Genomic DNA, 13,748 nt, shown 5'->3' on the forward strand with positions numbered 1-13,748 from the left:
CTGCTTAGGCGTTTTTGCGGATGACTTGGCCGTCGCGGCACATCAGGCACGCGGCGACGATGTCGTCTTCGAGGTTGATTTCAAACTGCCCTTCCTGGGTGAAGACCAGCTTCAGGAAGTCCAGCAGGTTGCGCGCGTACAAAGCTGACGCATCGGCGGCGACAGCGCCGGCCAGGTTGGTCGGGCCGCAGATGATCACGCCGTTCTCGACGACTATCTGGTCGGCAACCGTGAGCGGGCAGTTGCCCCCTTGGGCAGCGGCAAGGTCGATCACCACGGAGCCGGGCTTCATCTGTGCGACGGTTTCGGCGCTGAGCAGAGTCGGCGCTTTGCGGCCTGGAATCAGGGCGGTGGTGATGACGATGTCGGCCTGCTTGGCGCGTTCGTGCACCGCCAGGGCCTGGCGCTGCATCCAGCTGGTTGGCATCGGACGGGCGTAGCCACCAACGCCGACGGCGCATTCGCGTTCTTCATCGGTTTCGTAGGGCACGTCGACGAACTTGGCGCCGAGGGACTCGATCTGCTCTTTCACCGCCGGACGGACGTCAGACGCTTCGATCACTGCACCCAGACGTTTCGCCGTGGCGATGGCTTGCAAGCCTGCAACCCCCGCACCGAGGATCAACACGCGCGCAGCTTTGACGGTGCCGGCAGCGGTCATCAACATCGGCATGAAGCGCGGATAGTGATGAGCGGCGAGCAGCACGGCTTTATAGCCGGCGATGTTGGCCTGGGACGATAGCACGTCGAGGCTTTGAGCCCGAGAGGTACGCGGCGCAGCTTCGAGGGCAAAGGCAGTGACGCCTCGCTCGGCCAGCTTGGCGATGGTTTCGTTGCTGAACGGGTTGAGCATGCCCACCAATACGGTGCCGCTTTTGATCAGCGTGAGTTCGCTGTCGCTGGGGGCCACCACCTTGAGAATCAGCTCGGCGCCAAACGCCTCGTTGGCACTGCCAATGGTTGCGCCTGCCGTTTCATAGGCACTGTCCGTGATGCTGGCTTTAATGCCGGCGCCGCTTTGTACAGTGACCTTATGGCCCTGGCCGATCAGCTTCTTGATGGTTTCCGGGGTGGCAGCCACCCGCGTTTCACCGGTCTGGGTTTCGAGAGGAACACCAATGTGCACGTCAAATCTCCTGCATGATCTTTTTGCTTTTGATCTTTTTGTAAAAAGGCCAGTGCACCGCGAGTGGCGCAACTGGGGCGGCCGATCAGCACGATCCCGCTGAAATGACAGCGGGGCGCGGCATTTTGCAGGCGAACTTTACGGCCATCAAGGGATTATGACGGGTGACGAAAAATTAACTACAAGTCACCCTGTGACTGATTGTCGCAACAAGTGGAAATAACCTCTTCAAATACATGGGCTTAAAGGCCTGTAGGCGTTTTTGTAGCTTTTTGACATCTTTGATGTGAATAGTCGGTCATTGGCTTGTATTAGTCGCTACAAGCCATATAGATCATAGCTTTTAGCCCTATTTTTGCCTGGCAGATACAGTCTGTTGAAATGCGACATATACGTATATCTGTAGGATCCAAAATTTACTGACTACAAAGTCAGTAATATGGTTTAGACCTTTAAATACTGGGGCTGTAGCGCTGTGATTGTTCGATGAGCCAATCCCTGAATGCGTGCATCGAAGCTGATTCGACCTTTCTGTCAGGAATCATCAAGTAATAAGCCTTCGAGCTGCTCAGCGCCTCGGGACTCGCAATCATCAGTTGGCCCTCCTCCAATTCGCGTTGGATAAGGAACGGCGGGATCAGCGCGATCCCCATGTCATGCATGGCGGCTTGGGACAACATCGAGAATAGCTCGTAACGGGGGCCTGTCATGTCACGGGGTACGCTCAACTGCTGCGCGTTGAACCACTGGCGCCACGCGTAGGGTCTCGTCGTTTGCTGAAGGAGGGGCAGTTCTGCGATTTCCTGAGGGCTGAACTGCGTGCTGCAACCCAGCAGTCGAGGGCTGCACACGGGGACGGGGTTTTCTCCCATCAAGCGGTGCGATTCCGTGCCGGACCAGTCGGCATCGCCGAAGTAGATGGCGGCGTCAAATTCGGTGTCGGCAAACAGGAAGGGTCGTGTTCTGTTCGTCAGATTGACCGTGACTTCGGGGTGCTGGTGTTGAAAATCCTTGAGGCGAGGGATCAGCCACTGAGTGCCAAACGTTGGGACCACGGCCAGCTCGATGGTGTTAGCGCCCTGCTGACCCATGACGGAAAGCGTATCGCGCTCAACTGCGTCCAACTGTGTGGCAACGCGACGGCTGTAAGACAGCCCTGCTTCCGTCAGCTTTACCCCGCGCCGTGAGCGGCGAAACAGCTCGACACTCAAAAACTCTTCAAGGCTGGCGATCTGTCGACAGATGGCGCCTTGCGTGATCGAAAGCTCGTGCGCGGCCTTGGTAAAGCTCTCGTGGCGGGCCGCGGCTTCAAAACTGACAAGGGCGGTGGTACTGGGGATTTTCCTGCGCATATACCGTGTCCTCACATGTAAAGCGCATATGCGCGCTTTTCGTCGGTTTCGAAGTGAGAAATTAGCACAACCCTATGCGGAAACCTCGTTTGCCCTCCTCGCCTGTCGGGCCTAGGCTGGTTCCACGACTTCCGTTTCTTTCCGCGAGGACTTATTCATGGCTGGCAAGGCAAGCTTCAACTGGATCGATCCGCTGCTGTTGGATCAACAGCTCACCGAAGAAGAGCGCATGGTGCGCGACAGTGCTGAGCAGTTCGCCCAGGACAAGCTGGCGCCGCGTGTGCTTGAGGCCTTCCGCCATGAAAAGACTGACCCTGCGATTTTCCGCGAGATGGGCGAGACCGGTTTGCTCGGTGCGATGATTCCCGAGCAGTACGGCGGCAGCGGCTTGAATTACGTCAGTTATGGGTTGATTGCCCGCGAAGTGGAGCGTGTCGACTCCGGCTATCGCTCGATGATGAGTGTGCAGTCTTCACTGGTGATGGTGCCGATCAATGAATTTGGCACCGAGGCGCAGAAGCAGAAGTACTTGCCGAAGTTGGCGTCTGGGGAATGGATCGGCTGTTTCGGCCTGACCGAGCCCAATCATGGGTCTGATCCAGGTGCGATGATTACCCGGGCTCGAAAAGTGGACGGCGGTTACAGCCTGACGGGCGCGAAGATGTGGATCACCAACAGCCCGATTGCGGATGTGTTTGTGGTGTGGGGCAAGGACGATGCCGGCGATATCCGGGGCTTTGTCCTGGAAAAAGGCTGGAAAGGTCTGAGCGCACCGGCGATTCACGGCAAGGTCGGGCTGCGCGCCTCCATCACCGGTGAAATCGTCATGGATAACGTATTTGTGCCGGAAGAGAACATCTTCCCGGACGTGCGCGGTTTGAAGGGGCCTTTTACCTGCCTTAACTCTGCGCGTTATGGCATCTCTTGGGGGGCGTTGGGTGCTGCCGAGTTCTGCTGGCATACCGCTCGCCAGTACACACTGGATCGCCAGCAGTTCGGCCGTCCATTGGCGGCGACCCAATTGATCCAGAAGAAGCTGGCCGACATGCAGACCGAGATCACGCTGGCCTTGCAAGGCTGCCTGCGTCTGGGGCGTATGAAGGATGAAGGAACGGCAGCGGTTGAAATCACTTCGATCATGAAGCGCAACTCCTGTGGCAAGTCTCTGGATATTGCGCGTATGGCGCGCGACATGCTCGGCGGCAACGGTATTTCCGATGAGTTCGGTGTGGCGCGTCACCTGGTCAACCTGGAGGTCGTGAATACCTATGAAGGTACTCATGATGTGCATGCCCTGATCCTCGGGCGCGCGCAAACAGGTCTTCAGGCGTTCTATTAATAGGAGCACGGCATGGGCGCGCTTTCGCATCTACGTGTACTCGATCTATCGCGAGTACTGGCGGGTCCTTGGTCCGGGCAGATCCTTGCGGACCTTGGGGCTGAAGTGATCAAGGTCGAGCGGCCGGGCAGCGGCGACGATACGCGCGCCTGGGGGCCGCCCTTTCTTAAGGACGCCTATGGTGAGAACACCAGTGAGGCGGCGTATTACCTGTCGGCCAATCGCAACAAGCAATCGGTGACAATCGACTTCACGCGGCCGGAGGGACAGGCGCTGGTGCGTGAGCTGGCAGCCAAGTCGGACATCCTCATTGAAAACTTCAAGGTGGGCGGGCTTGCGGCGTATGGGTTGGACTATGAGTCGCTCAAGGAGATCAACCCCGAGCTGATCTACTGCTCGATCACGGGCTTTGGTCAGACCGGGCCCTATGCGGCGCGGGCAGGCTATGACTTCATGATCCAGGGGTTGGGCGGACTTATGAGCCTGACGGGGCGCCCCGAGGGGGATGAAGGTGCTGGCCCGGTCAAGGTAGGTGTGGCGCTGACTGACATTCTTACGGGGCTCTACTCGACGGTGGCGATTCTGGCGGCACTGGCTCATCGCGATCATGACGGTGGCGGGCAGCACATCGATATGGCGTTACTGGATGTGCAGGTGGCCTGCCTGGCCAACCAGGCGATGAATTACCTGATGACAGGGGCATCGCCGAAACGGCTGGGTAATGCGCATCCGAATATCGTGCCTTATCAGGATTTTCCCACCGCCGACGGTGACTTCATCTTGACGGTGGGTAATGACGGGCAATTTCGTAAGTTTGCCGAAGTGGCCGGGCAGCCGCAGTGGGCGGATGATCCGCGCTTCGCTACTAATAAGGTGCGGGTGGCGAATCGGGCGGAGCTGATTCCTTTGATTCGTCAGGCGACGGTGTTCAAGACGACGGCTGAGTGGGTGTCGCAGCTGGAACGGGTCGGTGTGCCTTGTGGGCCAATCAATGACCTGGCGCAGGTGTTCGCCGACCCTCAGGTCAAGGCACGTGGGTTGGAGATGGCATTGCCTCATGCGCTGGCGGGGATGGTGCCTCAGGTTGCCAGTCCGATAAGGCTGTCCAAGACGCCGGTGGAGTATCGCAATGCACCTCCGCTGCTGGGAGAGCATACGGCTCAGGTGCTTCAAGATGTATTGGGATTGGGTGTGGCGAATGTGGTTGCTCTGAAGGCGGCGGGTGTTATCTGAATCTTTTCTTCTATATAGAAGGTACTGGCGGCCCTTGATTGGTGGTTTTTTAATCAATTCTCACTAATTGATAGAAAAGTAAAATCAAGGGTTGACGGCAGATTTCATACGTCTATAATTCGCCCCACTTCCGGCGCAGTCGAAACGGAAAACTCCTTGGTAAACAATGAGTTATGTAGGTTTCGGCAGCAGGTTGCTTCAGTTCATCGAAGCCAAAAGGAAGTTGAAAAAGAGGTGTTGACAGCAGCGTGTAACGCTGTAGAATTCGCCTCCCGCTGACGAGAGATCGGAAGCGCAAGTGGTTGAAGTTGTTGAAGAAATCTTCGAAAGCTTCTGAAAATAATCACTTGACAGCAAATGAGGCTGCTGTAGAATGCGCGCCTCGGTTGAGACGAAAGATCTTAACCAACCGTTCTTTAACAACTGAATCAAGCAATTCGTGTGGGTGCTTGTGGAGTCAGACTGATAGTCAACAAGATTATCAGCATCACAAGTTACTCCGCGAGAAATCAAAGATGTAACCAACGATTGCTGAGCCAAGTTTAGGGTTTCTTAAAAACCCAAAGATGTTTGAACTGAAGAGTTTGATCATGGCTCAGATTGAACGCTGGCGGCAGGCCTAACACATGCAAGTCGAGCGGTAGAGAGAAGCTTGCTTCTCTTGAGAGCGGCGGACGGGTGAGTAATGCCTAGGAATCTGCCTGGTAGTGGGGGATAACGTTCGGAAACGGACGCTAATACCGCATACGTCCTACGGGAGAAAGCAGGGGACCTTCGGGCCTTGCGCTATCAGATGAGCCTAGGTCGGATTAGCTAGTTGGTGAGGTAATGGCTCACCAAGGCGACGATCCGTAACTGGTCTGAGAGGATGATCAGTCACACTGGAACTGAGACACGGTCCAGACTCCTACGGGAGGCAGCAGTGGGGAATATTGGACAATGGGCGAAAGCCTGATCCAGCCATGCCGCGTGTGTGAAGAAGGTCTTCGGATTGTAAAGCACTTTAAGTTGGGAGGAAGGGTTGTAGATTAATACTCTGCAATTTTGACGTTACCGACAGAATAAGCACCGGCTAACTCTGTGCCAGCAGCCGCGGTAATACAGAGGGTGCAAGCGTTAATCGGAATTACTGGGCGTAAAGCGCGCGTAGGTGGTTTGTTAAGTTGGATGTGAAATCCCCGGGCTCAACCTGGGAACTGCATTCAAAACTGACTGACTAGAGTATGGTAGAGGGTGGTGGAATTTCCTGTGTAGCGGTGAAATGCGTAGATATAGGAAGGAACACCAGTGGCGAAGGCGACCACCTGGACTAATACTGACACTGAGGTGCGAAAGCGTGGGGAGCAAACAGGATTAGATACCCTGGTAGTCCACGCCGTAAACGATGTCAACTAGCCGTTGGAAGCCTTGAGCTTTTAGTGGCGCAGCTAACGCATTAAGTTGACCGCCTGGGGAGTACGGCCGCAAGGTTAAAACTCAAATGAATTGACGGGGGCCCGCACAAGCGGTGGAGCATGTGGTTTAATTCGAAGCAACGCGAAGAACCTTACCAGGCCTTGACATCCAATGAACTTTCTAGAGATAGATTGGTGCCTTCGGGAACATTGAGACAGGTGCTGCATGGCTGTCGTCAGCTCGTGTCGTGAGATGTTGGGTTAAGTCCCGTAACGAGCGCAACCCTTGTCCTTAGTTACCAGCACGTAATGGTGGGCACTCTAAGGAGACTGCCGGTGACAAACCGGAGGAAGGTGGGGATGACGTCAAGTCATCATGGCCCTTACGGCCTGGGCTACACACGTGCTACAATGGTCGGTACAGAGGGTTGCCAAGCCGCGAGGTGGAGCTAATCCCATAAAACCGATCGTAGTCCGGATCGCAGTCTGCAACTCGACTGCGTGAAGTCGGAATCGCTAGTAATCGCGAATCAGAATGTCGCGGTGAATACGTTCCCGGGCCTTGTACACACCGCCCGTCACACCATGGGAGTGGGTTGCACCAGAAGTAGCTAGTCTAACCTTCGGGAGGACGGTTACCACGGTGTGATTCATGACTGGGGTGAAGTCGTAACAAGGTAGCCGTAGGGGAACCTGCGGCTGGATCACCTCCTTAATCGACGACATCAGCTGCTCCATAAGTTCCCACACGAATTGCTTGATTCATTGAAGAAGACGATAAGAAGCAGCCCGAAATTGGGTCTGTAGCTCAGTTGGTTAGAGCGCACCCCTGATAAGGGTGAGGTCGGCAGTTCGAATCTGCCCAGACCCACCAATTTTGTGTGGGAAACGCCTGTAGAAATATGGGGCCATAGCTCAGCTGGGAGAGCGCCTGCCTTGCACGCAGGAGGTCAACGGTTCGATCCCGTTTGGCTCCACCACTACTGCTTCTAGAAGTTGAAAGCTTAGAAATGAGCATTCCATCAAGATGATGGTGAATGTTGATTTCTAGTCTTTGATTAGATCGTTCTTTAAAAATTTGGGTATGTGATAGAAAGATAGACTGAACGTTACTTTCACTGGTAACGGATCAGGCTAAGGTAAAATTTGTGAGTTACTCAGTTTTGAGTATTATCGAATTTTCGGCGAATGTTGTCTTCACAGTATAACCAGATTGCTTGGGGTTATATGGTCAAGTGAAGAAGCGCATACGGTGGATGCCTTGGCAGTCAGAGGCGATGAAAGACGTGGTAGCCTGCGAAAAGCTTCGGGGAGTCGGCAAACAGACTTTGATCCGGAGATGTCTGAATGGGGGAACCCAGCCATCATAAGATGGTTATCTTACGCTGAATACATAGGCGTAAGAGGCGAACCAGGGGAACTGAAACATCTAAGTACCCTGAGGAAAAGAAATCAACCGAGATTCCCTTAGTAGTGGCGAGCGAACGGGGACTAGCCCTTAAGTGGCTTTGAGATTAGCGGAACGCTCTGGAAAGTGCGGCCATAGTGGGTGATAGCCCTGTACGCGAAAATCTCTTAGTCATGAAATCGAGTAGGACGGAGCACGAGAAACTTTGTCTGAATATGGGGGGACCATCCTCCAAGGCTAAATACTACTGACTGACCGATAGTGAACTAGTACCGTGAGGGAAAGGCGAAAAGAACCCCGGAGAGGGGAGTGAAATAGATCCTGAAACCGTATGCGTACAAGCAGTGGGAGCCCACTTTGTTGGGTGACTGCGTACCTTTTGTATAATGGGTCAGCGACTTATTTTCAGTGGCGAGCTTAACCGAATAGGGGAGGCGTAGCGAAAGCGAGTCTTAATAGGGCGTCTAGTCGCTGGGAATAGACCCGAAACCGGGCGATCTATCCATGGGCAGGTTGAAGGTTGGGTAACACTAACTGGAGGACCGAACCGACTACCGTTGAAAAGTTAGCGGATGACCTGTGGATCGGAGTGAAAGGCTAATCAAGCTCGGAGATAGCTGGTTCTCCTCGAAAGCTATTTAGGTAGCGCCTCATGTATCACTGTAGGGGGTAGAGCACTGTTTCGGCTAGGGGGTCATCCCGACTTACCAAACCGATGCAAACTCCGAATACCTACAAGTGCCGAGCATGGGAGACACACGGCGGGTGCTAACGTCCGTCGTGAAAAGGGAAACAACCCAGACCGTCAGCTAAGGTCCCAAAGTTATGGTTAAGTGGGAAACGATGTGGGAAGGCTTAGACAGCTAGGAGGTTGGCTTAGAAGCAGCCACCCTTTAAAGAAAGCGTAATAGCTCACTAGTCGAGTCGGCCTGCGCGGAAGATGTAACGGGGCTCAAACCATACACCGAAGCTACGGGTATCACGTAAGTGATGCGGTAGAGGAGCGTTCTGTAAGCCTGTGAAGGTGAGTTGAGAAGCTTGCTGGAGGTATCAGAAGTGCGAATGCTGACATGAGTAACGACAATGGGTGTGAAAAACACCCACGCCGAAAGACCAAGGTTTCCTGCGCAACGTTAATCGACGCAGGGTTAGTCGGTCCCTAAGGCGAGGCTGAAAAGCGTAGTCGATGGAAAACAGGTTAATATTCCTGTACTTCTGGTTATTGCGATGGAGGGACGGAGAAGGCTAGGCCAGCTTGGCGTTGGTTGTCCAAGTTTAAGGTGGTAGGCTGGAATCTTAGGTAAATCCGGGATTCTAAGGCCGAGAGCTGATGACGAGCTAACTTTTAGTTAGCGAAGTGGTTGATGCCATGCTTCCAAGAAAAGCTTCTAAGCTTCAGGTAACCAGGAACCGTACCCCAAACCGACACAGGTGGTTGGGTAGAGAATACCAAGGCGCTTGAGAGAACTCGGGTGAAGGAACTAGGCAAAATGGCACCGTAACTTCGGGAGAAGGTGCGCCGGTGAGGGTGAAGGACTTGCTCCGTAAGCTCATGCCGGTCGAAGATACCAGGCCGCTGCGACTGTTTATTAAAAACACAGCACTCTGCAAACACGAAAGTGGACGTATAGGGTGTGACGCCTGCCCGGTGCCGGAAGGTTAATTGATGGGGTTAGCTAACGCGAAGCTCTTGATCGAAGCCCCGGTAAACGGCGGCCGTAACTATAACGGTCCTAAGGTAGCGAAATTCCTTGTCGGGTAAGTTCCGACCTGCACGAATGGCGTAACGATGGCGGCGCTGTCTCCACCCGAGACTCAGTGAAATTGAAATCGCTGTGAAGATGCAGTGTATCCGCGGCTAGACGGAAAGACCCCGTGAACCTTTACTATAGCTTTGCACTGGACTTTGAATTTGCTTGTGTAGGATAGGTGGGAGGCTTTGAAGCGTGGACGCCAGTCTGCGTGGAGCCAACCTTGAAATACCACCCTGGCAACTTTGAGGTTCTAACTCAGGTCCGTTATCCGGATCGAGGACAGTGTATGGTGGGTAGTTTGACTGGGGCGGTCTCCTCCTAAAGAGTAACGGAGGAGTACGAAGGTGCGCTCAGACCGGTCGGAAATCGGTCGTAGAGTATAAAGGCAAAAGCGCGCTTGACTGCGAGACAGACACGTCGAGCAGGTACGAAAGTAGGTCTTAGTGATCCGGTGGTTCTGTATGGAAGGGCCATCGCTCAACGGATAAAAGGTACTCCGGGGATAACAGGCTGATACCGCCCAAGAGTTCATATCGACGGCGGTGTTTGGCACCTCGATGTCGGCTCATCACATCCTGGGGCTGAAGCCGGTCCCAAGGGTATGGCTGTTCGCCATTTAAAGTGGTACGCGAGCTGGGTTTAGAACGTCGTGAGACAGTTCGGTCCCTATCTGCCGTGGACGTTTGAGATTTGAGAGGGGCTGCTCCTAGTACGAGAGGACCGGAGTGGACGAACCTCTGGTGTTCCGGTTGTCACGCCAGTGGCATTGCCGGGTAGCTATGTTCGGAATAGATAACCGCTGAAAGCATCTAAGCGGGAAACTAGCCTCAAGATGAGATCTCACTGGAACCTTGAGTTCCCTGAAGGGCCGTCGAAGACTACGACGTTGATAGGTTGGGTGTGTAAGCGCTGTGAGGCGTTGAGCTAACCAATACTAATTGCCCGTGAGGCTTGACCATATAACACCCAAGCAATTTGCGTCGGCTCTCTAATCCAGAGCAACCAGATTGCGGTGTGTGAAGACGATAGAACCGAAAGTTCGAATCTTACAAAACACCGAAAGCTGTCACATACCCAATTTGCTGAAGCGAGGCACATGCCACGACTCAGTACCCGAATTTCTTGACGACCATAGAGCATTGGAACCACCTGATCCCATCCCGAACTCAGCAGTGAAACGATGCATCGCCGATGGTAGTGTGGGGTTTCCCCATGTGAGAGTAGGTCATCGTCAAGATTAAATTCCAGAACCCCTGTCTGCTAACGCTGACAGGGGTTTTGTTTATGTAGAAGCTCATGAATTTCACCGGCACGTTGCTCACTCAACGGTCTGGTACACAGAATTTCTTGACGACCATAGAGCATTGGAACCACCTGATCCCATCCCGAACTCAGCAGTGAAACGATGCATCGCCGATGGTAGTGTGGGGTTTCCCCATGTGAGAGTAGGTCATCGTCAAGATTGAATTCCGAAACCCCTGTCTGCTAACGCAGACAGGGGTTTTGTCGTTTAGGGCCAAAAATTACCACGCTTGGTAACCCCGCCGCATACATGTACCGCCGGTCGGTTTCCTACGTAAAAACAGGAAATGCCTCACAAATACCTAAGATTTGCCAAACCTTGGCCGAAAGCCTGACGAGCCATGCGTGCACCGAAATAGAGCGGCCCGAGAGTCCGCCTATACCGTTACATGGAATGTTCCACTCGGCACGCTCACCCCCCTTTGGCAAAAGAAGTCGATGAAATGAATCTCAAGTTCAGTCATAAAATTCTGTTGGCCGCGTCAGGCGTCGTGGTTCTAGCCTTCGCGTTATTCACCCTCTACAACGATTACCTGCAACGCAGTACCATCAAGCAGAACCTGGAGTCGTCCATCCAACAATCCGGTGAGCTCACCGCCAGCAGTGTGCAGAACTGGCTTAGCGGTCGAATACTGGTGCTTGAAAGTCTCACGCAAAACGTCGCTCACCAAGGCAGTGGAGCTGATCTGCCTGGCTTAGTCGATCAACCGGCACTTACCTCAAACTTCCAATTCACCTACGTTGGCCAAACCAACGGTGTGTTCACCCAGCGTCCGGACGCAAAAATGCCTGACGGCTACGACCCCCGTCAGCGTCCCTGGTACAAGCAGGCGGTGGCTGCAGACAAACCCATGCTCACACCCCCCTACATGGCTGCAGTGGGTGGGCAGATCGTGACAATTGCCATGCCGGTGAAGAAGAATGGCGAATTGCTCGGCGTAGTCGGTGGCGACCTGAGCCTGCAGACCCTGGTGAAGATCATCAACTCGGTAGACTTCGGCGGTATCGGCCATGCGTTCCTGGTCAGCGGCGATGGCCAAGTCATCGTCAGTCCTGATCAGGACCAGGTGATGAAGAACCTCAAGGACATCTACCCCGGCACCCAGGTACGCATCGAGAAGATGAACCAGGACGTTGTCCTCAATGGCCAGGACCGCATCCTGTCGTTCACTCCTATCAGTGGTTTACCCGGTGCAGATTGGTACATCGGTCTGTCGATTGATAAAGACAAAGCCTACGCACCGTTAGGCAAGTTCCGCACGTCTGCACTGATTGCCATGTTGATCGCCGTGGTTGCGATTGCAGTGCTCCTGAGCTTGCTGATTCAAGTCTTGCTGCGCCCGCTCACCACCATGGGTGTAGCGATGCAAGACATTGCCCAGGGTGAGGGCGACCTGACCCGTCGCCTCGCTGTGACTAGCAAGGACGAGTTCGGCGAAGTCGGCAGTGCCTTCAATCAGTTCGTAGAACGCATCCACGCTTCGATCTCGGAAGTGTCTTCCGCAACCCGTCAGGTCCACGATTTGTCCCAACGCGTAATGGCCTCGTCCAATGCCTCGATTATTGGTTCTGACGAGCAAAGCGCGCGTACCAATAGTGTGGCTGCCGCGATCAACGAACTGGGCGCTGCCACCCAGGAAATCGCACGTAACGCCGCTGATGCTTCACAGCACGCCAGCGGCGCCAGTGAGCAAGCCGACGACGGGCGCAAAGTGGTGGATCAAACCATCCTTGCAATGTCGGAGCTGTCGCAGAAAATCAGCCTGTCCTGCACCCAGATCGAGACGCTCAACGCCAGCACCGACAACATCGGCCATATTCTTGATGTGATCAAAGGTATCTCGCAGCAAACCAACCTGCTGGCACTCAACGCCGCCATCGAGGCGGCCCGTGCCGGTGAGGCGGGTCGAGGTTTCGCAGTGGTCGCTGACGAGGTTCGCAACCTGGCTCACCGCACCCAAGAGTCGGCCGAGGAGATCCACAAAATGATTACTTCGCTGCAAGTGGGCTCGCGTGAAGCGGTCACCACCATGAATGCCAGCCAGGCCTCCAGCGAAGAAAGCGTACAGGTCGCGAACCAGGCCGGTGAGCGCCTGGTCAGCGTGACACAGCGGATTGTTGAGATCGACGGCATGAACCAGTCCGTAGCTGCAGCTACTGAAGAACAGACGGCCGTGGTGGAAACCCTCAATGTGGATATCAACCAGATCAATCTGCTGAACCAGCAGGGCGTGACCAATCTCAATGAAACCCTGAAAGATTGCGATGCGTTGTCGCAACAGGCTAATCGATTGAAGCAATTGGTTGATAGCTTCAAGATCTGATCCGCTGATCAATCAGGCAGGAGCGAGTCATCTCGCACCTGCCACTTAGCCAAGTATCCGGCGGAGATTTTCCAGTGCGCTATCGGCGAAGTCCTGCACGAACTGTTCAAACCCTGTGTTTGCCCTGTCAATGGGCTCGGCAATGATTGTCCATGTCACCTTGGAACGCGCTGCTCCAAGGGCTTCCACACGGATCGCCGCCCACAATCTGGCCACACCGAGGGTGTTGTAGATCGTGGTCCAGGTCATTTGCATGGCCTGCTCGTCCCGGCTATTAAGTTGCTCCACCACACAGTTGCCATCGCGGAATAGCTTTGTACGCAAGGCGCCCACACCTGTGCCCCTCATTTCGATATGCGTCAGGTCAGGAATGAACACATCGAATCGGGCAAATTGTCCCACCATGTCCCACAGGCGAGGGGCAGGGCATTCGACCACGACGCATGCCACTATCGGCAGGCCGTTCGGGTTGCGAATTAACGTATCGGGTTGCAGCGCTTTCATAAGGTTGTCCTG

Annotated in this window: 6 protein-coding genes, 2 tRNA genes and 4 rRNA genes; 9 read left to right on the top strand and 3 right to left on the bottom strand. The window is 54.4% G+C overall.

The features are described from left to right. Positions 1–4: 4 nt before the first annotated feature. Both AYR47_RS07630 and AYR47_RS07635 read right to left on the bottom strand, forming a co-directional pair. Positions 5–1,126: a Re/Si-specific NAD(P)(+) transhydrogenase subunit alpha gene (locus tag AYR47_RS07630; RefSeq protein ID WP_033901529.1), complete on the bottom strand. Its 1,122-nt coding sequence runs from the start codon at positions 1,124–1,126 to the stop codon at positions 5–7. A gap of 452 nt (positions 1,127–1,578) precedes the next feature. Next, complete coding sequence (locus AYR47_RS07635) at positions 1,579–2,478, bottom strand: LysR family transcriptional regulator (protein WP_061434768.1); 900 nt, start codon at positions 2,476–2,478, stop codon at positions 1,579–1,581. 157 nt (positions 2,479–2,635) lie between these two features. Between AYR47_RS07635 and AYR47_RS07640 the strand changes: the two genes are divergently transcribed. The 9 genes from AYR47_RS07640 to AYR47_RS07680 all read left to right on the top strand — a co-directional run bounded on the left by AYR47_RS07640 (position 2,636) and on the right by AYR47_RS07680 (position 13,232). Continuing rightward, positions 2,636–3,817: an acyl-CoA dehydrogenase gene (locus AYR47_RS07640; RefSeq protein ID WP_003187423.1), complete on the top strand. Its 1,182-nt coding sequence runs from the start codon at positions 2,636–2,638 to the stop codon at positions 3,815–3,817. Between the two features lie 12 nt (positions 3,818–3,829). Then, positions 3,830–5,050 carry a CaiB/BaiF CoA transferase family protein gene (locus tag AYR47_RS07645; protein WP_061434770.1) on the top strand — a complete coding sequence of 407 codons (1,221 nt, stop codon included), beginning with the start codon at positions 3,830–3,832 and terminating at the stop codon, positions 5,048–5,050. A gap of 572 nt (positions 5,051–5,622) precedes the next feature. After that, positions 5,623–7,159, top strand: a 16S ribosomal RNA gene (locus AYR47_RS07650). Positions 7,160–7,241: 82 nt separating this feature from the next. Continuing rightward, positions 7,242–7,318 (top strand) — tRNA-Ile (locus AYR47_RS07655). A gap of 30 nt (positions 7,319–7,348) precedes the next feature. Beyond that, a tRNA-Ala gene (locus AYR47_RS07660) sits at positions 7,349–7,424 on the top strand. A gap of 249 nt (positions 7,425–7,673) precedes the next feature. Further along, positions 7,674–10,565 (top strand): 23S ribosomal RNA (locus AYR47_RS07665). A gap of 162 nt (positions 10,566–10,727) precedes the next feature. Beyond that, positions 10,728–10,843, top strand: a 5S ribosomal RNA gene (rrf, locus tag AYR47_RS07670). Between the two features lie 109 nt (positions 10,844–10,952). Further along, a 5S ribosomal RNA gene (rrf, locus tag AYR47_RS07675) occupies positions 10,953–11,068 on the top strand. Together the 16S, 23S and 5S rRNA genes with 2 tRNA genes alongside form the textbook arrangement of a ribosomal RNA operon. Before the next feature lie 283 nt (positions 11,069–11,351). Then, the gene (locus AYR47_RS07680) at positions 11,352–13,232 is read left to right on the top strand and encodes a methyl-accepting chemotaxis protein (protein WP_061434773.1); all 1,881 of its coding nucleotides are present in this window, start codon (positions 11,352–11,354) and stop codon (positions 13,230–13,232) included. Between the two features lie 45 nt (positions 13,233–13,277). Here the strand turns inward: AYR47_RS07680 and AYR47_RS07685 are convergent, their stop codons facing one another. Beyond that, positions 13,278–13,736, bottom strand: coding sequence for an SRPBCC family protein (locus tag AYR47_RS07685; protein WP_033900072.1), 459 nt, complete (start codon positions 13,734–13,736; stop codon positions 13,278–13,280). Between the last annotated feature and the right edge of the window lie 12 nt (positions 13,737–13,748).

This window comes from Pseudomonas azotoformans (assembly GCF_001579805.1).
GTDB lineage: Bacteria > Pseudomonadota > Gammaproteobacteria > Pseudomonadales > Pseudomonadaceae > Aquipseudomonas > Aquipseudomonas azotoformans_A.